This window comes from Paenibacillus sp. MMO-58 (assembly GCF_037146255.1).
GTDB lineage: Bacteria > Bacillota > Bacilli > Paenibacillales > Paenibacillaceae > Pristimantibacillus.
The window spans coordinates 102,921-124,546 of record NZ_JBBCVY010000013.1; the positions used below are offsets into that span (position 1 = coordinate 102,921).

At 47.7% G+C, this 21,626-nt stretch carries 26 protein-coding genes and 1 tRNA gene; 7 read left to right on the plus strand and 20 right to left on the minus strand.

From position 1 onward, the window contains the following. Positions 1 to 113: 113 nt before the first annotated feature. From rpsR to rpsF, 3 genes are read right to left on the minus strand one after another with little or no spacing between them, the layout of a single operon-like run. Positions 114 to 398: a 30S ribosomal protein S18 gene (rpsR, locus tag WFJ73_RS28230; RefSeq protein ID WP_015847810.1), complete on the minus strand. Its 285-nt coding sequence runs from the start codon at positions 396 to 398 to the stop codon at positions 114 to 116. A gap of 18 nt (positions 399 to 416) precedes the next feature. Beyond that, positions 417 to 947 carry a single-stranded DNA-binding protein gene (gene ssb / locus WFJ73_RS28235; RefSeq protein ID WP_015847811.1) on the minus strand — a complete coding sequence of 177 codons (531 nt, stop codon included), beginning with the start codon at positions 945 to 947 and terminating at the stop codon, positions 417 to 419. 36 nt (positions 948 to 983) lie between these two features. After that, entirely contained in the window at positions 984 to 1,268 is a 285-nt protein-coding gene (gene rpsF / locus WFJ73_RS28240; protein WP_091189332.1) for a 30S ribosomal protein S6, read from the minus strand. Between the two features lie 184 nt (positions 1,269 to 1,452). On the opposite strand from rpsF, the gene WFJ73_RS28245 reads away from it, so the two are divergent. Continuing rightward, positions 1,453 to 1,638 (plus strand): YjzC family protein, encoded by a 186-nt coding sequence (locus WFJ73_RS28245; protein WP_201003127.1) that lies wholly within the window; start codon positions 1,453 to 1,455, stop codon positions 1,636 to 1,638. 346 nt (positions 1,639 to 1,984) lie between these two features. On the opposite strand, the gene WFJ73_RS28250 is transcribed toward WFJ73_RS28245, so the two are convergent. The 5 genes from WFJ73_RS28250 to WFJ73_RS28270 all read right to left on the minus strand — a co-directional run bounded on the left by WFJ73_RS28250 (position 1,985) and on the right by WFJ73_RS28270 (position 4,907). After that, a complete protein-coding gene (locus tag WFJ73_RS28250; protein ID WP_336776260.1) occupies positions 1,985 to 3,298 on the minus strand; it encodes an NAD(P)/FAD-dependent oxidoreductase in 1,314 nt (437 codons plus the stop codon). A gap of 100 nt (positions 3,299 to 3,398) precedes the next feature. After that, positions 3,399 to 3,489, minus strand: a tRNA-Ser gene (locus WFJ73_RS28255). Positions 3,490 to 3,556: 67 nt separating this feature from the next. Continuing rightward, on the minus strand, positions 3,557 to 3,775 hold the full coding sequence (locus tag WFJ73_RS28260; protein WP_116394502.1) for a DUF951 domain-containing protein: 219 nt from the start codon (positions 3,773 to 3,775) through the stop codon (positions 3,557 to 3,559). Beyond that, on the minus strand, positions 3,765 to 4,640 hold the full coding sequence (locus tag WFJ73_RS28265) for a mechanosensitive ion channel family protein (protein ID WP_336776261.1): 876 nt from the start codon (positions 4,638 to 4,640) through the stop codon (positions 3,765 to 3,767). Before WFJ73_RS28265 ends, WFJ73_RS28260 begins: the two co-directional genes overlap by 11 nt. A gap of 27 nt (positions 4,641 to 4,667) precedes the next feature. Further along, a complete protein-coding gene (locus WFJ73_RS28270) occupies positions 4,668 to 4,907 on the minus strand; it encodes a DUF3343 domain-containing protein (RefSeq protein ID WP_116394501.1) in 240 nt (79 codons plus the stop codon). 113 nt (positions 4,908 to 5,020) lie between these two features. On the opposite strand from WFJ73_RS28270, the gene yyaC reads away from it, so the two are divergent. After that, the gene (yyaC, locus tag WFJ73_RS28275; RefSeq protein WP_336776262.1) at positions 5,021 to 5,638 is read left to right on the plus strand and encodes a spore protease YyaC; all 618 of its coding nucleotides are present in this window, start codon (positions 5,021 to 5,023) and stop codon (positions 5,636 to 5,638) included. On the opposite strand, the gene WFJ73_RS28280 is transcribed toward yyaC, so the two are convergent. The 12 genes from WFJ73_RS28280 to rpmH all read right to left on the minus strand — a co-directional run bounded on the left by WFJ73_RS28280 (position 5,639) and on the right by rpmH (position 16,601). Continuing rightward, positions 5,639 to 6,121, minus strand: a complete 483-nt coding sequence (locus WFJ73_RS28280) for a DUF4446 family protein (protein WP_116394499.1) — start codon at positions 6,119 to 6,121, stop codon at positions 5,639 to 5,641. A gap of 28 nt (positions 6,122 to 6,149) precedes the next feature. Further along, complete coding sequence (locus WFJ73_RS28285; protein ID WP_336776263.1) at positions 6,150 to 7,307, minus strand: aminotransferase class V-fold PLP-dependent enzyme; 1,158 nt, start codon at positions 7,305 to 7,307, stop codon at positions 6,150 to 6,152. A gap of 137 nt (positions 7,308 to 7,444) precedes the next feature. Then, entirely contained in the window at positions 7,445 to 8,302 is an 858-nt protein-coding gene (locus WFJ73_RS28290) for a ParB/RepB/Spo0J family partition protein (protein ID WP_015847821.1), read from the minus strand. Beyond that, the gene (locus WFJ73_RS28295) at positions 8,283 to 9,056 is read right to left on the minus strand and encodes a ParA family protein (RefSeq protein WP_336776264.1); all 774 of its coding nucleotides are present in this window, start codon (positions 9,054 to 9,056) and stop codon (positions 8,283 to 8,285) included. Before WFJ73_RS28295 ends, WFJ73_RS28290 begins: the two co-directional genes overlap by 20 nt. Positions 9,057 to 9,196: 140 nt before the next feature. After that, positions 9,197 to 10,015 carry a nucleoid occlusion protein gene (noc, locus tag WFJ73_RS28300; RefSeq protein ID WP_015847823.1) on the minus strand — a complete coding sequence of 273 codons (819 nt, stop codon included), beginning with the start codon at positions 10,013 to 10,015 and terminating at the stop codon, positions 9,197 to 9,199. A 318-nt stretch (positions 10,016 to 10,333) separates the two neighbouring features. Further along, positions 10,334 to 11,059: a 16S rRNA (guanine(527)-N(7))-methyltransferase RsmG gene (gene rsmG, locus WFJ73_RS28305; RefSeq protein ID WP_336776276.1), complete on the minus strand. Its 726-nt coding sequence runs from the start codon at positions 11,057 to 11,059 to the stop codon at positions 10,334 to 10,336. Continuing rightward, a complete protein-coding gene (gene mnmG / locus WFJ73_RS28310; RefSeq protein WP_336776265.1) occupies positions 11,059 to 12,948 on the minus strand; it encodes a tRNA uridine-5-carboxymethylaminomethyl(34) synthesis enzyme MnmG in 1,890 nt (629 codons plus the stop codon). The genes rsmG and mnmG overlap by 1 nt, the downstream gene beginning before the upstream one ends. 70 nt (positions 12,949 to 13,018) lie before the next feature. Continuing rightward, positions 13,019 to 14,398 (minus strand): tRNA uridine-5-carboxymethylaminomethyl(34) synthesis GTPase MnmE, encoded by a 1,380-nt coding sequence (mnmE, locus tag WFJ73_RS28315; protein WP_336776266.1) that lies wholly within the window; start codon positions 14,396 to 14,398, stop codon positions 13,019 to 13,021. Positions 14,399 to 14,482: 84 nt separating this feature from the next. Further along, positions 14,483 to 15,115 carry an RNA-binding cell elongation regulator Jag/EloR gene (jag, locus tag WFJ73_RS28320; RefSeq protein ID WP_116394492.1) on the minus strand — a complete coding sequence of 211 codons (633 nt, stop codon included), beginning with the start codon at positions 15,113 to 15,115 and terminating at the stop codon, positions 14,483 to 14,485. Next, positions 15,112 to 15,888, minus strand: coding sequence for a YidC/Oxa1 family membrane protein insertase (locus WFJ73_RS28325; RefSeq protein WP_015847828.1), 777 nt, complete (start codon positions 15,886 to 15,888; stop codon positions 15,112 to 15,114). Before WFJ73_RS28325 ends, jag begins: the two co-directional genes overlap by 4 nt. Before the next feature lie 104 nt (positions 15,889 to 15,992). Further along, complete coding sequence (gene rnpA, locus WFJ73_RS28330) at positions 15,993 to 16,346, minus strand: ribonuclease P protein component (RefSeq protein WP_336776267.1); 354 nt, start codon at positions 16,344 to 16,346, stop codon at positions 15,993 to 15,995. A gap of 120 nt (positions 16,347 to 16,466) precedes the next feature. Further along, positions 16,467 to 16,601, minus strand: a complete 135-nt coding sequence (gene rpmH / locus WFJ73_RS28335; protein ID WP_015847830.1) for a 50S ribosomal protein L34 — start codon at positions 16,599 to 16,601, stop codon at positions 16,467 to 16,469. A 564-nt stretch (positions 16,602 to 17,165) separates the two neighbouring features. Here rpmH and dnaA point away from each other — a divergent pair. From dnaA to remB, 5 genes are all read left to right on the plus strand, one after another. Beyond that, positions 17,166 to 18,518 carry a chromosomal replication initiator protein DnaA gene (gene dnaA / locus WFJ73_RS28340; RefSeq protein ID WP_336776268.1) on the plus strand — a complete coding sequence of 451 codons (1,353 nt, stop codon included), beginning with the start codon at positions 17,166 to 17,168 and terminating at the stop codon, positions 18,516 to 18,518. Positions 18,519 to 18,757: 239 nt separating this feature from the next. Then, positions 18,758 to 19,900, plus strand: coding sequence for a DNA polymerase III subunit beta (gene dnaN / locus WFJ73_RS28345; protein ID WP_336776269.1), 1,143 nt, complete (start codon positions 18,758 to 18,760; stop codon positions 19,898 to 19,900). Between the two features lie 47 nt (positions 19,901 to 19,947). Next, the gene (gene yaaA / locus WFJ73_RS28350; RefSeq protein WP_012772005.1) at positions 19,948 to 20,163 is read left to right on the plus strand and encodes a S4 domain-containing protein YaaA; all 216 of its coding nucleotides are present in this window, start codon (positions 19,948 to 19,950) and stop codon (positions 20,161 to 20,163) included. 38 nt (positions 20,164 to 20,201) lie between these two features. Continuing rightward, positions 20,202 to 21,311 (plus strand): DNA replication/repair protein RecF, encoded by a 1,110-nt coding sequence (gene recF, locus WFJ73_RS28355; RefSeq protein WP_336776270.1) that lies wholly within the window; start codon positions 20,202 to 20,204, stop codon positions 21,309 to 21,311. A gap of 30 nt (positions 21,312 to 21,341) precedes the next feature. Then, the gene (gene remB, locus WFJ73_RS28360; protein ID WP_012772007.1) at positions 21,342 to 21,593 is read left to right on the plus strand and encodes an extracellular matrix regulator RemB; all 252 of its coding nucleotides are present in this window, start codon (positions 21,342 to 21,344) and stop codon (positions 21,591 to 21,593) included. Positions 21,594 to 21,626: the final 33 nt, after the last annotated feature.

Consider the following 21,626-nt stretch of genomic DNA (forward strand, 5'->3'; position numbering starts at 1 on the left):
ATGCACGAACTATATCTTATTGTATTCCTCTTCCGCCAAATGATCAATTCCTATTTTATAAAATAAAAGAAAAAAAGCCCATTGGTTTCCCAATAGGCTTTCTTCCAAAAGAACTACTCAGTTGTGTACGGCAGCAAAGCCACAGTACGAGCACGCTTGATAGCAACAGTCAGCAGACGTTGGTATTTTGCGCTAGTTCCAGTTACGCGACGTGGCAAGATTTTGCCGCGCTCGCTGATGAACTTTTTGAGCAGATCAGTATCTTTATAGTCAATGTGAGTGATTTTGTTCACAGTGAAGAAACATACTTTACGGCGTTTGTTGCGTCCGCCTTTGCGGCCGCCGAATTTGCGTTCTGGACGCTCTCCGTCTCCGCCTTCTCTTTGCTTGAAGCTCATTCGAACCCATCCTTTCGATTAAAATGGCAAGTCATCTTCTGATATATCGATCGGTCGACCGTCATCCGAGAACGGATCACGGCTGTTGTTGTTGCGTGGAGTACTAGGCTTTCCGCCGCCGCCGTTACCGCCACCATAAGGAGCGTTACCGCCACCGCCGCCAAAAGATCCTCCGCCGCTGTTGTTGCCTCCGGCATAACCGCCACTCTCTTGCGGAGCTCCGCCTTCACGGTTAGATTCCAAGAAGCGAACGTTATCGGCAATAACTTCCGTCACATAGACGCGTTTACCTTCGTTGTTCTCGTAGTTACGCACCTGAATGCGTCCTTCTACCGCGGTTAAGCGACCTTTACGCAAGTAATTAGCGCATGTCTCAGCCAACTGCCGCCAAGTTACGACCGGAATAAAATCCGCTTCGCGCTCGCCCTGACCACTCGTAAACGGCCGGTCTACTGCTATCGTAAATTGCGTAACTGCTACACCCGCAGGTGTATAACGCAATTCGGGGTCTCTTGTTAATCTGCCAATTAGTATTACACGATTCAACATCGCCTCTGGACCTCCCAATCGAACATCTAGCGTGGATTAAGCAACGTCTCTGACGATCAAGAAACGGATAACTTCATCCGTAATTTTCATGATGCGGTCAAGCTCATTAACAACTTCGTTGTTCGCGTTGAAATGAACCAGAACGTAGTAACCATCACGAATCTTATTGATCTCATACGCAAGACGGCGTTTACCGATCACATCTTGCTTCGTGACTTCCCCGCCATTGTTAATGATGCCACTGAATTTGTCGACGATGGCTTGAACGTTTTCTTGCTCAACGTCCGGACGAATGATGTACATCACTTCATATTTGCGCATTGTGTTTCACCTCCTTTTGGACTAAGCGGCCCCCGAAAGGGCAAGGAGCGAGATTATTACTCGCATCTACACAGTATAGCAAATCGCCTACTCATTGACAAGTCATCGCCGTTCCCGATTTCTGCCTTTCATGTCCGTACCTTCTCCGGTGAATACTACAAACCGGACAAGGAGGTGAACAAGTATGGGCGAATGGACATTGTTTTCCCCGGGCGACAGCGCGCCTAACGATGGCGTCTATATTGAAACTGGCGATAATTCTTTCCATATGGGTATCACCAATCCGCAAAAGGTACGCCTTAAACGCGGAGATAAATTTCCGGAGACCTCTAATCATGAGCGTAGATGGAAAAGAATGGGCCACAATTAATTTTCAATCAGCCTTGAATAAGTTCTTTACTGTACGGACATTATAATTATCGACGGTGAAGAGAGGTGTGGTTCCATTGGACCTGAATAGGGGCAAGGACTACTAGAGAATTTGACTACTCATCACTTGAGAAGCGAGGCGTTGTGCTAAATACACGTTGCTGTAACACACGAGCAATCGCGATCGGAAAAGCGATACCTAATGGAATTGTGTACCGATCTGTGAAGATTGCACCTGGTTTTCCGTTGTATGAAGGCGATAATTCATCGAAACTTACAACACCGTCGGAAAAGGGACTCGCGAGAGTCCCTTTTTTCCGTTTCGGCAAGTACGAGTATAAGCTCCATCAAGAGCTCTGGCCGGCAAGCACCCGGCCGACATAAACCCCGCTTGCCGCTGCCTGGGATAAAGAATGCGTTGTCCCTGAACAGTCTCCTATAACGTAAAAGCCTTCAATATTCGTCTCGAACTTCTCGTTTGTCTCAATTGCCGGTGAATACAGCTTCCCGTCAATGGCGTACAAAATGGTATCTTCATCAATGGGTACCCCCAACAGCTTCTCCAAAGCGCTCAGAAACGCCAGAGTGGCCTCTATATACCGCTCCGGCACCTCATCCCTCAGCTCCGTAAATTCTGCCTCCAGCGTCGGCATAATGCCTCTGATGGCAGCATCTTTACTGGAGAGGTGCTTATCCCTTCCACGGAGAGAATCAAGCCTTTGAGCAGCAATCCGATTCCGCCCCCGGTTAATCCCGCCAACGATATTTTTTAAATAAGCATCTGCTTCATCAAGCGTAGCAAATCGGTTCGGCACAAATAGGGTATAGTTCAGATTGGAGCTGCCCTCGTCCTTCTCGCGGTAGTTTTGTCCGTCCGGCATCGCGAGTCCTTCCTGTAGCTTGAGCACGACCCTGCCCTGCGGATTCATGCAATACGTCGTGGCCGTGTAGTCTTCTCCCTCAAAGCTAAGCTTGGTCTCGAAAGAACGCTGCAGAATCGACGCCAGCTGGTCGCCCTTCATCTCGATTCGAAGACCCAGATCAACCCTTGCTTCTCCTCTGCCAATTCCAAGGCTTTCGCATTGATTGGTAAACCATTCGTTCCCGCTCCTGCCGGTTGCCACAATAACTTGTCTGGAATCAATAACTGTTTCATCAGCCAGTTCTATAATAAAGCGCCCGTTATTGGGTTGGATTCGAACGGGTTCTGCCTCAAATCTCATTGTGATTCGGGAATTCAAGTAATCGTACATGCGCTCTAGAACGGCCTTAGACAATTTTGTTCCCAGATGCCGGGTTTTCGTCGTCAGCACGCCAAAGCCCGCTTCCTGTGCCCGCTCAGTCAGTTCAGGGTCATAGGTGCTGTACAGCTCCGCTGCACCTCCCCCGTACTCGCATAGGATCGTATCCACGGCATCCATTAGCTGCAACGCTGCTTCATAGCCGGTCTTTCGCTCCAGCTCTCCGCCGAAATCATTCGTATAATTATATTTCCCTTCAGACAAGCCAAGTCCGCCAAAACCGATATAACTATCGGCTCGTTCCCCAAGCTTCTTGCCCTTGTCCAGCATTAATACCTGCAGCCCGCTTGCGGCTAATTCGTGGGCGGCGAATATGCCACTGACACCTGCTCCGATAATCGTAATATCATACCTACTCATTCCACTCTCACCTGTTTCTTCTGAAGATAAAAAAAGCTCCTACGTGATCTCGTAGGAGCTTTCTTCTTTATGTAACCGCCTAAGCGTTATGGACGAAATATGGCGGAGAGGGTGGGATTCGAACCCACGCACGCTTTGACACGCCTAGCTGATTTCGAGTCAGCCCCCTTGGGCCTCTTGGGTACCTCTCCGTTTGTGTCAAGCAAAAACTATATTATCACAGGCCTTGTCCCAATGCAACTGTTTTTTCAAAAAATATTAAGCCTGTTCGTTTTGCCCGGAATCCGCTGCGGAACGCAGTACTTTCTTCATATTTTTCTCGAACTTTGCTCTCGGTATAAGAACGCTATGCTTGCAGCCTACGCATTTGATACGGATATCCATCCCCATGCGGATAATTTCCATTTCATTGGATCCGCAGGGATGCTGCTTCTTCATTTGAACGATATCGCCCAGCTCGAATTGTTTACGCTCCATTCGGATCGCCGCCCCTTTCATTGCGATGATACGTTACCATTCGCGGATACGGAATGTCAATTCCGTGGCCGTCCAGTACTTTCTTGATATAAGCGTTTAATGCCCTTGCTACAATAGCTTGCGTATTAGGAAGACATTCTGCCGTTACGCGTACCTTGACCTCGGTTGAAAGCATGGTCTGAATACCCAGCACTTCCGGAGGTTTAACGAGATTGTCATTTTCAAACCGCTCGAGTTCTCTACGGATAATCACTATCGCTTTCTCCGCGTCCTCCTCATAACCGATCGATACATCAATAAACGCAATTGAATTATGCATCGAGAAATTCGTAACCTCATTGATCATGCCGTTCGGAATAATGTGAACTTCTCCCGTCCAGCTAAGGATCCGAGTTGCCCGAAGTCCAATAACCTCAACCGTTCCTTTGAAGTTGCCCGTCTGAATGACATCGCCAACCGCGAACTGATCTTCAAATATAATAAAGAAACCCGTAATAATATCTTTTACTAGACTTTGGGCACCAAATCCGATAGCCAGTCCAATGACACCGGCCCCTGCGAGCAGAGGCGCAAGCTGTACGCCGAACTCGTCAAGCACAAGCATGCCAATAATGAAATATCCCGCATATGAAATAATGTTTTTGACCAGCTTGCCTACAGTCGTCATTCTTCTGGTTTGAAGGACTATTCGACTCTCCGAGCGGTTTAATACAACCCGGTCAATCGTTTTATTGGCAATCCAGATAATAACCTGTCCAATGATGATAATTAGCGCAATGCGCAAGACCGATTGTCCAAAACCTTCCCATGTTGTCTCGCTTGTTATCCATGCCGCAACATCTTTATAGTAGGCTTGAATATCCATTTTACCGCACCACCATCCTTGCCAATCCTACAGGTCAACTTGTTCATACCCATCCTGAATAGGTTTGAAAACTCCTCTAATTTCTACATTCTCCGTTTCGATCACATGCTTGACTGTTTCCAGTTCCTCTCCCGGAAAATGAATCGATAACGCGCAGCCGGCCGTAATCTCTTTCGGAGTTGGACATATATCGATTTCGACCTCCGCATATTCCAGCAGCATCTCCGCGCGCAGCGCTTGCTGTGTCGAATCAAAGGCGATTAACATCGCGACTTCTCCTCTCCCTCACCTCATAGAACGAAACTATTGGCTTCGCGACGTATAAAATGGTTGTCCCTTCCATATACTAGTATCATATTGGCATTTATGGAGGGGATTCTATGAAACTATCTTTTATGAAGGATATACCGTTAAAGGTTCCTTACACGGAAGCGAATGCTGTTGGGCAAATCGTTAACCGGCTTTCTCTTATGATCGACGAGATGTCCGCCGGGCGGCCTATCGTAATCGTGTGCGTTGGAACAGACCGTTCTACCGGCGATTCCCTTGGCCCATTGATTGGCACGACCCTTTCCAAGTATCAGAGCCCTTACTTCTCCCTTTACGGCACTTTAGAAGACCCTGTACATGCCATGAACCTCGAAGAGACGCTCCATCAGATCAATCGCACTTATCAAAAACCGTTTGTTATCGGCATTGATGCCTGCCTCGGGCAAGTATCCAGTATCGGCTCGATTCAAGTAGGCACAGGCCCTGTAAGACCTGGCGCCGGTGTGAACAAGGAGCTTCCTCCCGTCGGCGATATCCATATTACAGGCATCGTTAATGTCGGTGGATTTATGGAGTATTTTGTCCTGCAGAACACTCGTTTACATCTGGTCATGAAAATGGCCGACATCATCGCTTCCAGCGTATTCTCCTCCATCATGAACAGCATCCATGTCTCTGCTCGTTCCAGAGAACAGGCAGCTGCCTTGGAACATCCGGGAACCAATTAATTACTTTGCTTCTGCTATTGCCTTGCGCTCTTCTGGAGTAAGGGTATAGTTCGATTCGCCTTTGCTTACCGGCTTGGCATACACATAAGTATTCTCCCGGCTGTGCAGCCCTGAAATCACTACTCCATCCTGCGCCGCATTCACCACTGCAATCGAGAAGCTGAGATCACTACCCTGATCGGCGAATGCATTGTAACGCAGTACTCCAACGCGGCCTTTTTCCTGCTGCTGCACTTCCTTCATCTGTTCCATTTGTTTCAGAAGCTTTTCGCTTTGCAGCTCTTGCGCCGTAATGGACTGCTTCAGATCGATAATGACTTCTTCCAGATTCGTAATGCCCGTGTTGCCCATCACTTCCACATACTGCTTTCTAAGCTTTTTTAGCCTTCTGCCAACAATCGAAATTCTAATCAATAACACGATGACCAACAATGCCAGTACAACCGTAACCCCATTCATCGGGTTATTCGTCCACTCATCCATTTCGAACTTCCGCCCCCAGAAAATTATGCTAAGAATATTGCTTCCGTATTTCTTTCACTGCTGCAACAAGGGCATCCGCTTCTTGCTCTGTTGTAAAACAACCTACGCTTGCTCGTACTGCGCCTGTTCCTGTCGTACCTGCACAGGCATGGGCCAGCGGTGTGCAATGAAAGCCTGCTCTAACCGCAATTTGATAATGCTGATCAAGTATAAAGGACATTTCAGACGGATCGATTCCGTCCGCTACGAATGCGACGATCCCCGTTCTTTGCTCACCAAGCTTTGGCCCAAGAACCTTAATCCCATCTACCGCTAAAAGTCCTTCCATCATCCGTTGGGTTAAAGCCCATTCCTTAGTATGGATGTTATGAACCGTCTCATGCAGAACATATTCAACACCCGCCTTGAGACCTGCGAGGCCGGGTGTATTTTGCGTCCCCGCCTCATACCGGTCAGGACGCACGCTAGGCTGCTCAGGAGCCTCAGACTGGCTTCCTGTTCCGCCATGCAACTGAGGAACGAGATCGACGCTAGGATGGATGTACAAGCCTCCTGTGCCCTGTGGGCCAAGCAGCCCTTTATGACCAGGGAAGGCCATCATATCGATTCCCATCGTTTCTACATCAATCTCAAGGATACCGGCGCTTTGTGCCGCATCAACAAGGAGTTTTATGCCCTTCTTTCTGGCCAGCTCGCCAATTTGAGCAATTGGTGCAATGGTTCCCAGCAGATTAGAGCTATGGTTAACTATAATTAATGAAGTTTGCGCAGTTATGGCCGAAGCAATCCGTTCCACCTGAATCCTGCCAGCTTCATCTGCCTCTACATAGGTAACATGAATACCTAGAGCCTGCTTTAAAAACTCCAGCGGTCTTCTTACCGAATTATGTTCAACCGAAGTAGCAATCACATGGTCCCCGCTTTTCACCCAGCCCTTAATCGCCATATTTAATGCGGCTGTCGTGTTAGCGGCGAATGCTATATCATTCGGATTTTTGATCCGAAACAGCTTTGCTACTTGCTTCCTCGCATCAAATAGGACCCGACTTGCTTTTACAGCCATCCGATGACTGCCTCGACCCGGATTTGCCGCTTCATGCAGCATGGCATGTTGCATCGCCTCCAGTACAGCCGGCGGCTTTGGCCACGAAGTTGCAGCATGGTCCAAATAGATAATCCCTTCCACCTTGTCCCATCCTCCTCTCTCTTTTTTCCTCTCAAAATTCTCTCTTAAATACCATAACAGAACATAAGAATAGCATACCTTAGTTTAATCTTTCAGTACAAAGATTACAACTTAGGTATGCTAGAAATCCGCCTAAATCACGCCATATTTTGAAGCAGCTCGAGCAGTCTCTCGAGATCCTGCTTATTGTAGTATTGCAGCTCGATTTTCCCTTTATCCTTTTGCTGCTTAATCTTAACTGTTGTTTTGAAACGGTCTCTCAGCGACTCTTCCAAGCTCTCGATATACGGATCCCGTTTCTTCGACTTCGCTTTCGCTTTTGCCGCTTCTGCCGTCTCCTTTACTTCCAGCTTCTGAATCGCTTCCTCCAGATCACGCACGCTCCAGCCCAGGCTGACAGTCCGGTTAGCCATGTCCTTCTGAACCGCTGCATCCTTGATCCCTACCAATGCTCTAGCATGACCCATCGAAATTGTTCCACGTGAAACATTGTCTTTGATCTCAGCAGGCAGTGCAAGCAGACGAAGGAAGTTCGCGATATGGGAACGAGACTTCCCCACTTTCATCGACAACTCTTCCTGGGTCAGCTTGAACTTATCCATTAACCCTTGATAAGCCATGGCTGTTTCAATCGCATTCAGATCTTCACGCTGAAGATTTTCTATTAAGGCAATTTCCATAACCTGTTGATCGGAAAATGCCCGCACTACTGCAGGGACAGTCGCATTACCGCATAGCTGGGAAGCACGGAACCGTCTCTCCCCCGCTATGATTTCGTAACCCTTCAATACCGTCCGTACAATGATCGGTTGAATAACACCATGCTGCTTGATCGACTCTGCCAATTCCTTAATGGACTCATCATCAAACGTTTTGCGTGGTTGGTATGGGTTCGGACGCAGTTGCGTCAATTGAATTTCAATGACTTTATCGTCTTCGCTTACCGAAAGCGATGGAATAAGCGCATCAAGTCCTCTACCTAGCCGCTTGCTCATACATAATCACTTCCTTAGCAAGTTCAAGATATACTTCAGCACCTTTGGATCTTGGGTCATACGTAATAATAGCTTCACCGTGAGATGGCGCTTCACTCAAACGAACATTACGCGGAATGATGGTTTGATACACCTTTTGCTGGAAATACTTTTTCACTTCTTCGATAACCTGAATACCCAAGTTAGTCCGAGCGTCCAGCATAGTCAGCAATACACCCTCGATTTGAAGTGCCGTATTCAGGTGCTTCTGAACAAGTCTTACTGTATTTAAAAGCTGGCTTAATCCTTCCAGCGCGTAATATTCGCATTGAATTGGAATGATAACCGAATCAGCCGCTGTTAGAGAGTTAATTGTCAGCAGGCCAAGCGACGGCGGGCAATCGATCAGAATATAATCGAATTGATCCTTAACAAGAGACAACGCTTTTTTCAGACGAAGCTCACGCGAAATCGTTGGTACCATTTCAATCTCGGCACCGGCGAGCTGAATCGTCGCTGGAATGATTTTCAGACCATCAATCTTAGTTTCAAACATGGCATCCTTCGGATGCACATCATTAATTAGCACATCATAAATACAGTTATTTACATCTGCTTTGTTAATGCCAATTCCGCTTGTCGTGTTACCTTGTGGGTCAATATCAATGAGCAGCACTCGTCTACCGAGAGTTGCCAGGCAAGCCCCTAAGTTAACAGACGTTGTCGTTTTACCAACACCGCCCTTTTGATTGGCAATTGCAATGATTTTAGACAAACTTGTTCACCTCTGTGTCCAAACTTTTAAATCCCTGATGATCAAACGGTGAAACGTATCGGTATAAACGGTTTCGCCGTCCTCAAAGAGGACGGCCCGGATTAGTACTATTACGTTCATCACAGATGACTTACGCAAAGCTAATTTTTCGGTATATGAATAGTAATTTCATAAAAATCACCAAGGTCTTTTTCATCCGCTTTAATTTCCATCCCCGTGCTGGACACCATCTGTACAGCTTGACGAATGGTATTAAAAGCAAGACGCGTGTTCTTCGGCATCGCAAAACGCTTCGTTTGCTTTGCCTTCGGCTCTTCCTTCAGAGAGGCAATACGATTCTCCGTCTGTTTGACGTTTAGTTCCTTCGTAATGATCTCCTCAAGCACCTGGTTCTGAAGCTCTTCCGTATCAAGAGAAAGTAATGCTCTCGCATGTCTCTCTGATATTTTACGACTAGCAAGCGCCTCTTTGACAGTGTCATTTAATCCCAGCAACCGCAGCTTGTTTGCAATTGTAGATTGGCTCTTGCCTAAACGCTGAGCTAGGCTCTCCTGTGTCAGTTCATGTAGCTCGATCAGCTTTTGGTAGGCCACCGCTTCCTCAATCGCCGTCAAATTCTCACGTTGCAGATTTTCGATTAATGCGATAGATGCCGTCTGTGAATCGTTAAATTCGCGGATAATAGCCGGAATTGTATCATATCCAAGCTTTGTTACCGCACGCCAACGACGTTCGCCTGCAATAATCTCATATCTGCCATTCCGTGCGCGAACAACAATGGGTTGAATAACGCCATGCGTTTTGATCGTTTGGCACAACTCATCGATACGTTCATCATCGAAGATTGTCCGAGGCTGGAATGGACTCGTATCAATATCTTGAATAGGAATCTGCCGAACCTCTTCTTGGCCGCTCCGCTGATCACTTAGACCAAACAAACGAGAAAATGATTCTTTCATATTATCTACTCTACCACCCGACCAAGAAACCATTACCGTTATGTTGGTTGGTTTCCAAGATGTGCTGCTATGCATTAACGGTATATTCCCGTTACTACCATTTTATCTATATTCCCTCTTACAAACAACCTCGTTTAAGAGACTAGCGGTTGTGCTAGAAACCCTATGTAAACCGCTGTCGAAATGGGATTTTTTCTCTACTCTTTTATTTCGACTTCACTTCGGTTTTTTCCTGCTTGATCTTCGTAATATTTCGGATAGACACAAATAAAACCTCCGTATGTTTCACGTGGAACATACGGAGGTTTCGAGTTATGGTTACACAAGAGGCTGTTTAAGCGGAGTGCCTGCCTTACGCGGATATTTTTTTGGCGTAGCGTCCGTTTTATCGATAAGCACAATGTAGCGCTCTGACTGTTCGAAAGGCAATTTGAAGGCATGCTCTGCACGGACCTTCGCTTTTAGCTCACGCAGACTTACAGCAGCCTCCTTCACCTCTTCCACACTTTGCGAACCTTTCATTGCAGCAAAGGTTCCTTTCTTACGCGTGAATGGCAAGCAAAATTCATTCAATACATTCAGACGCGCAACCGCTCTTGCCGTTACAAGATCGAAGGAATCTCTATACTCTGGCATTCTCGCAATATCCTCGGCACGGCCGTGAACACAATTTACATTTTCGAGCCCAAGCTCTTGAATCAAATGATCCAGGAATTGAATCCGCTTGTTTAGTGAATCTACAATGACAACTTTCAAATGCGGGAAGCAAATCTTGAGTGGGATACTTGGGAAGCCCGCTCCGGATCCGATATCGGCAATGCTGCCTACCTCTTTCATATCAACAAAGAATGACAACGAGATCGAATCGTAAAAATGTTTCTCGAATACGGCATCCCGTTCGGTGATGCCGGTTAAATTCATTTTCTCATTCCACTCCACCAGCAAGCGGTGATAGGAATCAAATTGTTCGAGCTGTTTCGGGGATAACGTGATACCGTTCTCCCCCAGTAGCTTTTCAAACCATACATGCGTCGTCTCTGTCATCATTGCCCTCTCGCTGCCGTCACCCGGTTATAGTGTTCCAAATAAACAAGCAAAATGGAAATGTCTGCGGGGGTAACGCCTGCAATCCTCGACGCCTGGCCAATCGACAACGGGCGGATATCCGCCAGTTTTTGTTTTGCTTCGGATGCTAAGCCATGAACTTCGCTGTACACGATATCATCCGGGATTTTCTTTTTCTCCATCTTGTTCAAACGTTCAACCTGATGCAGCTGCTTCTCGATATAGCCGGCATATTTGATCTGAATTTCAACCTGCTCCTTCATTTCTTCCGTCAACGGAAGCTCCGAAGGCGACAGCTGCTCGAGCAGTGCGTAAGACAATTCCGGACGACGGAGCAGCGATAAAGCATCCATTGTAAAAGCAATAGGAGCTGAATTCGCGGCATCGAGTACCGGCTGAGCAACCTCTGGTTTAATTTTCACCGTGCTAAGCCGTTCGATTTCTTGAGCCACAAGTTCTTTTTTATCAAGAAAAGCCTGATAACGTTCTTCTGAAATAAGCCCAATCTCATAACCGGTCGGAGTTAAGCGAAGGTCCGCATTATCATGACGAAGCAGCAAGCGGTATTCGGCACGGGAGGTCAGAAGACGATAAGGATCGCTAGTGCCCTTCGTCACCAGATCATCAATCATAACGCCGATGTAGCCCTGCGAACGGTCGATAATAACCGGCTCTTTCCCCTGCACTTTGCGCGCTGCGTTAATACCCGCGATAATCCCTTGACCCGCGGCTTCCTCATAACCGGATGTGCCGTTGATTTGTCCAGCTGTGAATAACCCGTCTACCAGCTTTGTCTCCAGCGATGGCCATAACTGCGTCGGCACAACTGCGTCGTATTCAATCGCATAACCGTTACGCATCATCTCAACATTTTCCAAACCTGGAATAGATCTCAAGATTCCGAGCTGTACATCCTCTGGCATGCTTGTCGAAAGTCCTTGCACATAATACTCCGACGTATGCTTGCCTTCCGGTTCCAGGAAGATTTGATGCTTCGGCTTATCCGCGAAGCGGACGATTTTATCTTCAATAGAAGGACAATAACGCGGACCCGTACCTTCAATCGCTCCGGAGAACATAGGGGCACGGTGCAAATTGTCATTAATGATTTTATGCGTTGCTTCCGATGTATACGTCAGCCAGCAAGGCAGCTGTTCATTGTCGGAGGATTTCGTTTCATATGAGAAAAACTTCGGATTATCATCCCCAGGTTGAATTTCCGTTTTCGAGAAATCAATCGTATCCTTATGCACGCGCGGCGGCGTACCTGTCTTGAAGCGAGCGAGCTTAAAGCCAAGCTCTTTCAGGCTTGCAGACAGCTTAACCGATGGCTGCTGGTTATTCGGGCCGCTCTCGTACATCAGCTCGCCCATAATAATTTTGCCGCGCAAGTAAGTGCCCGTCGTAATAACAACCGCTTTGGCCCGGTAGATCGCACCTGTTTTGGTGACGATACCGGTTATTTTACCGTCTTCGACAATCAGATCCTCCGCCATGCCTTGGCGAAGCGTCAGATGATCCGTCTCTTCGATTGTTTTCTTCATCGTATGCTGATAAGAGAATTTATCCGCCTGCGCGCGCAGCGCGTGAACAGCCGGTCCTTTCCCGGTATTCAGCATCCGCATTTGGATAAATGTTTTATCGATATTGCGGCCCATTTCACCGCCTAAAGCATCAATCTCGCGTACGACATGCCCTTTTGCAGGTCCCCCGATAGACGGGTTGCATGGCATAAAAGCCACCATGTCCAGGTTGATTGTAAGCAAAAGCGTCTCGCAGCCCATTCGAGCGGCAGCAAGCGCTGCTTCCGCTCCGGCATGACCCGCTCCAATTACGATTACTTCATATTGTCCAGCTTCATAGGTCATTTTCTTTATCCCTCCAATTCATCACACCGCGCACGGGATACTGGCCCTGCCGGTCGTCATCGTTGTTTCTTTATTTGCCTAAGCAGAACTGCGAGAAGATCTGGTCGATCAACGAATCGCCAACCTCATCGCCTAATATTTCGCCAAGCGATTCCCATGCGGAACGCACATCGATCTGGATTAAGTCAATCGGAATGCCGGTATTCGATGCATCGATAGCATCAAGAAGCGACTGCTGCGCCCGCTTCAGCAAAGAAATATGCCGAACGTTGCTGACATATGTCAAATCTCCTGAATCCAGCTGACCTTCGAAGAACAGCTTGCTGATCGCTTTCTCCAGTCGGTCAAGTCCTTCCTCTTCGCGTACCGACATGCGGACAATCCGCTCTTCACCAACTAATGCCTCAATCTCGGCCATTTCGAGTTTTGACTCCAAGTCCGATTTATTAATAATAAGAATAAGCTGGCGGTCCTTCACCTTCTCCAGGAGCGCACGGTCATCCTCATGAATAGGCTCATTATTGTTAAGCACAAACAAGATCAAATCGGCTTCTTCCAGCGCATTATGAGAACGTTCTACGCCAATCCGTTCCACAATATCGCTTGTCTCACGAATACCTGCCGTATCGAGCAGTCGAAGCGGAATATGATTAAGCGTCACATACTCCTCGATAACATCCCGCGTTGTACCAGGAATATCCGTTACAATCGCTTTATTCTCCTGTGCCAGCATATTAAGCAAAGAAGACTTGCCTACATTCGGGCGTCCCACAATAGCGGTCATAATGCCCTCTCGCAATATTTTACCTTCGTTTGCCGTTTTTAACAGCTTGCCGATCTCCTCCAGCGCGGATCCGCTTTGTTCGCGGATATAATTGCTTGTCAGATCCTCGACATCATGCTCAGGATAATCGATATTAACTTCAATATGAGCAAGCAGTTCAATCACCGTCTGCCGAAGGGCTTTGATCCGCTTCGACAAGGTTCCCTCTGCCTGCTTGCGCGCGACCGAGAATGCCCGGTCCGACTTCGAACGGATCAGGTCGATAACCGCCTCCGCCTGCATCAGATCAATCCGGCCGTTCAGAAAAGCTCTCTTCGTGAACTCGCCCGGCTCCGCAAGCCGCATACCATCCTGCAGCAGCACCTGGTCGAGCACTTTCTTTACCGCCACAACGCCGCCATGGGCGTTAATTTCAACGACATCCTCTGCCGTGAACGAACGGGGACCGCGCATGACGGTTACAATAACCTCTTCAACCTGTTCGTCAGTCTTCGGATCTATAATATGACCGTAATGCAAGGTATGCGTTGCCGCATCCCGCAAATCGGTTCTTGAACGAAAAATTCGCGCGGTTCCCTCAATCGCATCTGGCCCGCTAACGCGAATAATGGCGATACCGCCCTCTCCGACTGCTGTCGAAATTGCCGCAATAGTATCATGTACCATCAGCTTTTATGCACCTCTCAAATGGAAAAACAGCAATGACCACGAGAGCCATTGCTGCGAATTGAATAACGTATGGATCTAACTTTACATCTGCTTTTCCTTTAAAGCAATAACAACTCGCCGATTTGGCTCATCGCCTTTGCTGTAAGTTTTTACCCTAGGGTGATTCTGAAGCTGGGAATGAATCACTTTGCGTTCATGCGACGACATCGGCTCCAGCACGACCTCTTTCTTCGTGCGGACAACTCTGCCGGCAAGGCGTTCCGATAATTCCTCCAGCGTTTTGCGGCGACGCTCGCGAAAATCCTCCGCATCAAGCACGATCCGAAGATGGCTGTCCGAGTATCGATTTGCCACAATGTTAACCAAGTACTGCAGCGCGTCAAGCGTTTGACCGCGCCGGCCAATCAGCATGCCAATATCCCCTCCGCCCGAGACGGACAGATAAGTCGCTTCTTTCGTTTGTTTCCGATCAATAGCGATCGTAAGTCCCATCGCCTCTGACACATCACGAAGAAATTGCTCTGCTTCAATCGTTGGATCGGGTATAAGCTCCAGTTCAACCTTCGCTTCCTTTACGCCAATGAGTCCGAACAGACCTTTGGAAGGCTGTTCCATAACGAGTACTTTGACGCGATCCTTGGCTACATTTAATTGTGTTAAACCGCTCCGTACAGCATCATCAATCGTTTTTCCTGATGCTACGATTTTCTTCATTTCGCGAGGGCCTCCTTACCCTTGTTTGATGAACGAACGTACAGGAAGTAGTTTTGAATAATGGTGTAAAGGTTACTGAAAATCCAGTACAGCGGAAGCGCCGACGGGAAGTTAAGGGCCATCACGAAGATCAGGACCGGGAAGATCATAAGCATCGCTCCCATGCCCGGCATCGTTTGCGTTTGCTGCTTCTGCATCATTTTCGACTGAACGAATGTCGTAGCTGCCGCGATGATCGGGAGGAAATACCAAGGTCCCGGTTCGCCAAGTTGCAAGCCCAGGAACTCATGCGTACGAACCTCGGGATTCCAGTAGATTGAGTTATAAAGCGCCATAAACACAGGCATCTGAACGAGTAGCGGCAAACAGCCGGCCATAGGATTGACCTTGTTCGCCTGGAACAGCTTCATCGTCTCTTCCTGCTGTTTCTGCGGATTATCTTTATGTTTCTTCTTAATCTCGGCCATTTGCGGCTGAATTGCCTGCATCGCCTTCGAGCTCCGGTATTGCTTGAGCGTTAATGGCAAGATCGCCGTTCTTACAATAATCGTAATGAGCAGGATAGCCAGCCCATATGAACCATTGAACCAGTCTGCGAACTTATCAAGCGTAAGGGCAAAGTAATAAACAACATTCTTCTCCCAGAAGTTGCCGTGCTGTAAATCCGATGTACTCGTCGTTGCATTATGCGGTGCGCAACCCGATAGCAAAACAACCATCAGCACCATGCCCAGTACGAGCAGCCACTTGCGGTTTCCTTTTAAAACCAACACCAAATCTCCTCTCTGAACACTCCATACTAAGCATTATTTTATTGACTAAACTATACCATAAATAATAGGACAAAGAAACAACTTGGAAATGCTGGCCACAATTGCTAATAACGCGCGTCCTTCTTCAGCAAACCGGCCTTCTTCAGCACGTGAAAAATGCTCTTCTCCAGCTGCTTCGTCTCCATCTCAACCGCAGGTTTTCTTACTATTAATATAAAATCGGTATTCGGCACGATTTTTTCACCGTTCAAACGGACGATTTCCTTAATAACTCTCCTCATCCGGTTGCGCACAACCGCGTTGCCTATTTTCTTGCTGGCGGAGACGCCTAACCGGAATGGCTCCGCTACCGGCTGCCTCGACCAATACACGACAAACTGTCCATTGGCAAACGATTTACCGTAACGATAGATCCGATTGAAGTCGGCGCGGTTACGCAGACGCAATTTTCTTTGCACGACCAGGCTCACCGTTCTTTCTTCATATTAATAACCCTTTATGTATGCTTGCCCTGCGGATACTACCTATCAGTATCGCCCGCAGGGCAAAAAAAAAGACCACCCGACGTGGTCTTTTGCTTATGCGCTAAGAACTTTTCTGCCTTTTTGACGACGCGCTGCCAAAACTTTACGTCCGTTTTTCGAGCTCATCCGTTTGCGGAAGCCATGTACTTTGCTGCGTTTGCTTACATTCGGTTTAAATGTAGGTCTCATCTGAACTGCACCTCCCGTATATCAAGTACTCAAAACAGTACGGCTTAACACCGATCTGCTTGTTCTCTGTAACAGCTAATTTTTGAAACACGCTTTTTTTATTAAACCACGCCGCGTCCCAAAAGTCAATTAAAAACGCTGCCATCCAAATATTGTGGATAAATGTATGGAATGAGCCCCTTTGTCGGAAAACTAATAACATGTGCATAATTTTTAGGGACTTTAGACGAACTTTGTCGAAATGGTAACAAGATATTAACAATATGTAGTGGTGTAGATAACTTTTATGCACAAGCTATTGAATTTGTGGATAGAATCTCATAATTCGTTGAAATACAAGGGATCTTTTGCTATGATTATTATGTTTTCGGTGTGAATACCTCATCGATTGATCAAATCTTATCAACAACCTGTGGATAACATTGTGAACAAACTCATCCCCTATTTATAACTCATGTTCCTATTATTCTTCATATTGTGGGTATTTCGTAATAATCACCATTCATTCGACATGATTTGGCTTAATTGCGCCTATTGGGCGATTTTTGATAAGGAGTGACGTCTGTGGACAGCCATACCTATGATTTATGGCAGCAAGTGTTGTCAATCATTCAGACGAAACTAAGCAAGCCCAGTTTCGATACCTGGTTTAAAGCGACCAAAGCTTCCTTCGTGAACGATTCACTGCTGGAAGTGACGGCGCCGACAACATTTGCGGCTGAATGGCTGGAAGGCCGATATACCAAATTAATTCGCAACACCTTGTTTGAGTTTCTCGGCAGGCAGGTCGATGTCCGATTTTCAATTGAAGAAGCCAAAACAGCTGAGCCCGTGCCTGCTGTGATGCCCAAATCAGTCGAAACGCCCATCGTTCATGAAGAGACTTTCAATCATATGCTAAACCCGAAATATACATTTGATACGTTCGTCATCGGGGCGAACAACCGCTTTGCGCATGCCGCATCGCTTGCCGTAGCGGAAGCGCCCGCGAAAGCTTATAATCCGCTCTTTTTATACGGCGGCGTAGGACTTGGCAAGACCCACTTGATGCACGCTATCGGCCACTACATCATGGATCACAATCCAAGCACGAAGATTATGTATATTTCTTCCGAGAAATTCACGAACGAGTTCATTAATGCGATTCGGGATAACCGGGGCGAGAGCTTCCGCAACAAATATCGCAATATTGACGTGCTGCTGATTGACGATATTCAGTTTTTGGCCGGTAAAGACGGTACGCAGGAGGAGTTCTTCCATACCTTTAATGCCTTGCATGAAGAGCGGAAGCAAATCGTCATCTCCAGTGACCGTACACCAAAGGAAATTCCGACTTTGGAGGAAAGACTGCGTTCGCGGTTCGAGTGGGGATTAATAACGGATATTCAGGCACCGGATTTGGAGACAAGGATCGCGATTTTGCGCAAAAAAGCGAAAGCGGAGAACCTGGATATTCCGAATGAAGCAATGGTCTACATTGCGAATCAGATCGATACGAATATCCGCGAGCTGGAAGGCGCCCTTATCCGCGTAGTCGCTTACTCCTCGCTTATTAATCAGGATATTACATCCCATCTGGCTGCCGAAGCGTTAAAGGACATTATTCCGTCCAGCCGTCCGAAGATGATCACCATAAACGATATTCAGCAAAAGGTTGGCGAATTCTACGGGCTGCGTCTCGAGGAGTTCAAAGCGCGGAAACGGACCAAAGCCGTTGCCTATCCGCGGCAAATCGCCATGTATCTCTCGCGTGAGCTGACCGATTACTCGCTTCCGAAGATCGGCGAGGCGTTCGGCGGGCGAGATCATACGACAGTCATCCATGCGCATGAGAAAATTTCGCAGCAGCTCAAGCAAGACCAGGACTTGTACAAGATTTTGCAGAACCTGACCGAAAAGATCAAAAATCACACGTAAAAGTTATTCACTTCTATATGAACAACCAAGCAAGCCTATGCACAAGCTATACACATGTGGATAGGCTTGCTTTATCCGTGTTTTAGACGGTTATCCACATATTAACGCCGCCTACTACTACGACTACTAATATTTTTAAAAAAAACATCATCAAAATAGGGCGAAAACGCCCATTACGGCTTCGCCGATTTTTCAAAACCAAGAAACCATCGATCCGAAACGGACTTAGGAGTGAAACCATGAAACTTACGATTTCCAAACATGAACTTAACGAAGCCATCCAGCAGGTTGCAAAAGCGGCTTCTTCCCGTCCGACAATTCCTATTCTCGGCGGCATCAAGATTGAAGTGACCCACCAGGGGGTTACCTTAACGGCAAGTGATACCGATATATCTATTCAAAGCTTTATCCCCGTAGAACGGGATGATCTCGTTATTGCGAATGTCGATAAACCGGGAAATGTGGTGCTGCCCGCTAAATTTTTTGTCGAAATCGTTAAGAAGCTTCCATCGGACAATGTTGAAATTGAAGTAGGCGCCCATTTTCAAACCCTGATTCGTTCCGGTTCGACGGATATTCAGATGGTTGGCCTGGATCCGGAGGAGTTCCCTGTTCTTCCTTCCATCGAGCAAAACGAGCTGTTCCAAATGCCCGGCGATCTTCTGAAGGCGATGATCCGCCAGACTGTTCTGGCCGCCTCCGTTAATGAGCAGACCCCTATTCTGACCGGCGTGCTCTGGAGCCTGCAGGACAAGCAGCTGAAATTCGTGGCGACTGACCGCCACCGTCTGGCCAGCCGTATCGCGCAGGCGGAGACCGCCGCCGACTACCGGTTTAACAATGTCGTAATTGCGGCAAAAACGTTAGTCGAGCTGTCGAAGCTGGTCCCGGATCAGCACGGTCTCGTTGATATTGTCGTAGCCGACAACCAGGTATTGTTCAAAATCGGCAACGTACTGTTCTACACCCGCGTGCTCGACGGAACTTACCCGGATACTTCTAAAATTATTCCGAGCGTGTTCAAAACAGAACTCGTTCTTGATACAAAAAAATTGACGGATGCCATCGACCGCGCGTATCTGATGTCGAGAGAAGAGAAAACCAATATCGTTCGTCTGACAACGATGGATGACGGTTCGATCGAAATTTCCTCGAGCTCGACGGAGCTTGGCCGTGTTACCGAGCAGCTGGAACCGAAGCAGTTCGACGGCGAGCCGCTTAAGATTGCTTTCAACTCCAAATATATGCTGGATGTGCTTAAAGTCATCGACAGCGAGCAAATCTTTATCGGCTTTACCGGAGCAATGAGCCCAATCGTTATTCGTCCAACCGATCATTCCTACAACACGTATGTTATCCTGCCTTATCGGACGACAAACTAAGGTTATGCAAGCTTAGGCAATAACGGTGAAAGGCAGGTGAGCAAGTGATGAAAGAGATCGCCATTCGTGACGAATACATTACGCTTGGACAGTTTTTAAAACTGGCTGATTGTATATCCACAGGTGGACACGCGAAATTTTTCTTGCAGGAAAACGAAGTTCACATAAACGGGGTTGTGGATAACCGTCGCGGCAGAAAGCTGTACGTCGGTGACCGCGTAGAAGTGGAAGGCTGCGGCGTCTTTACGGTGACCGGGGCATAAATGCTTAAGAAGCAGCCAGGCCGGGAGGACAAACGAACGTGTTTTTAAAAAGCATTCAATTGCAAAATTATCGCAACTACAAAGAGCTTGAGCTCGTGACGGACAATAAAGTCAATTTGTTTGTCGGGCCTAACGCGCAGGGGAAGACGAACTTGCTGGAGGCGATCTTCGCGCTTGCCCTCACCAAGTCGCACCGCACGTCGAAGGATAAGGAGCTGATCGGCTGGGAGGCCGATTCAGCCCGGATCCACGGCGAGGTAGAGAAGCGTTACGGCACGTTAAAGCTAGATTTGATGTATTCGTCACAAGGCAAGAAAGCGAAGATTAACGGACTTGAGCAGCGGAAGCTCAGCGATTTCATCGGATCGCTGAACGTCGTTATGTTCGCGCCGGAGGATCTGGAAATTGTAAAAGGAACGCCGGGCATACGGAGACGGTTTCTCGATATGGAAATCGGCCAAGTACAGCCCGGTTATTTGCATACCCTGACGCAATACACCAAGGTGCTTGCCCAACGGAACAATTATCTGAAGACCGCAACCCCCGGAGGCTCGCAGCAGGCCATGCTGGATATCTGGAATATGCAGCTTGCCGAGCATGGTGTTAAAATCATGAAAAAAAGGAAACACTTTATTCATAAATTACAACGGTGGGCGGAGCAAATTCACTCCGGCATTACGGCGGGCGGCGAGCGCCTCACCATTGAGTACCGCCCGTCCTTTGACGGCGGCGCCTCCGAAGATGAAACTGTTTTATTTGAGCAATTTATGTTAAAGTTATCACAGGTGAAAGATCAGGAGATTCGCAGAGGAATGTCGCTCGTAGGGCCTCATCGCGACGACATGGCTTTCTTTATCAACGGCAAGGAAGCGGCTGTATACGGGTCGCAGGGACAGCAGCGTACGACTGCCCTGTCTCTCAAACTCGCCGAGATAGAGCTGATCTGCGAGGAAATTGGGGAATACCCGCTGCTATTGCTTGATGATGTCTTGTCTGAGCTGGATCAGAATAGGCAGACGCAACTCATCGAGACGTTTCAGAGCAAGGTTCAGACGTTTATTACAACGACCGGACTCGAGAGCGTAAATGTGAGCAAACTCCAGGGCGCCGGGATCTACGATGTGCGGGAAGGCCGAGTGACGCGCTGATAACGGACATTTATACGGGAGGCGGAGGACATGTATATCCATTTGGGCGGCGAGAAAATTATCCGGGCTGCCGAGCTGGTAGCCATTTTTGATATATCGATAGAGCAATCCTCCAAGCTTTCCAAGCAATTTGTAGCAGGAGCCCGTAAACGCAAAGACGTCGAAACCATTGGTGAGGAAGAACCCAAATCCATTGTTGTGACGAAGCAGAAAATCTATTATTCGCCGATTTCATCCTCTACTTTGAAGAAACGGGCCCATCATTTTGCGGCGAATGGCTAGAAGCAGCCTAGGCGAACAGGTATGAGAGGAGTA

Coding starts and splice junctions, on each gene's coding strand:
- rpsF (WP_091189332.1), bottom strand. CDS start 1,268: ATGCGCAAATATGAAGTGATGTACATCATTCGTCCGGACGTTGAGCAA.
- mnmE (WP_336776266.1), bottom strand. CDS start 14,398: ATGGTACATGATACTATTGCGGCAATTTCGACAGCAGTCGGAGAGGGC.
- WFJ73_RS28280 (WP_116394499.1), bottom strand. CDS start 6,121: ATGGATGAGTGGACGAATAACCCGATGAATGGGGTTACGGTTGTACTG.
- noc (WP_015847823.1), bottom strand. CDS start 10,015: ATGAAAGAATCATTTTCTCGTTTGTTTGGTCTAAGTGATCAGCGGAGC.
- rpmH (WP_015847830.1), bottom strand. CDS start 16,601: ATGAGACCTACATTTAAACCGAATGTAAGCAAACGCAGCAAAGTACAT.
- mnmG (WP_336776265.1), bottom strand. CDS start 12,948: ATGACCTATGAAGCTGGACAATATGAAGTAATCGTAATTGGAGCGGGT.
- WFJ73_RS28250 (WP_336776260.1), bottom strand. CDS start 3,298: ATGAGTAGGTATGATATTACGATTATCGGAGCAGGTGTCAGTGGCATA.
- WFJ73_RS28290 (WP_015847821.1), bottom strand. CDS start 8,302: ATGAGCAAGCGGCTAGGTAGAGGACTTGATGCGCTTATTCCATCGCTT.
- rsmG (WP_336776276.1), bottom strand. CDS start 11,059: ATGACAGAGACGACGCATGTATGGTTTGAAAAGCTACTGGGGGAGAAC.
- yaaA (WP_012772005.1), top strand. CDS start 19,948: ATGAAAGAGATCGCCATTCGTGACGAATACATTACGCTTGGACAGTTT.
- jag (WP_116394492.1), bottom strand. CDS start 15,115: ATGAAGAAAATCGTAGCATCAGGAAAAACGATTGATGATGCTGTACGG.
- ssb (WP_015847811.1), bottom strand. CDS start 947: ATGTTGAATCGTGTAATACTAATTGGCAGATTAACAAGAGACCCCGAA.
- rpsR (WP_015847810.1), bottom strand. CDS start 398: ATGAGCTTCAAGCAAAGAGAAGGCGGAGACGGAGAGCGTCCAGAACGC.
- WFJ73_RS28245 (WP_201003127.1), top strand. CDS start 1,453: ATGGGCGAATGGACATTGTTTTCCCCGGGCGACAGCGCGCCTAACGAT.
- WFJ73_RS28265 (WP_336776261.1), bottom strand. CDS start 4,640: ATGGATATTCAAGCCTACTATAAAGATGTTGCGGCATGGATAACAAGC.
- dnaN (WP_336776269.1), top strand. CDS start 18,758: ATGAAACTTACGATTTCCAAACATGAACTTAACGAAGCCATCCAGCAG.
- WFJ73_RS28260 (WP_116394502.1), bottom strand. CDS start 3,775: ATGGAGCGTAAACAATTCGAGCTGGGCGATATCGTTCAAATGAAGAAG.
- remB (WP_012772007.1), top strand. CDS start 21,342: ATGTATATCCATTTGGGCGGCGAGAAAATTATCCGGGCTGCCGAGCTG.
- WFJ73_RS28270 (WP_116394501.1), bottom strand. CDS start 4,907: ATGTTAATCGCCTTTGATTCGACACAGCAAGCGCTGCGCGCGGAGATG.
- yyaC (WP_336776262.1), top strand. CDS start 5,021: ATGAAACTATCTTTTATGAAGGATATACCGTTAAAGGTTCCTTACACG.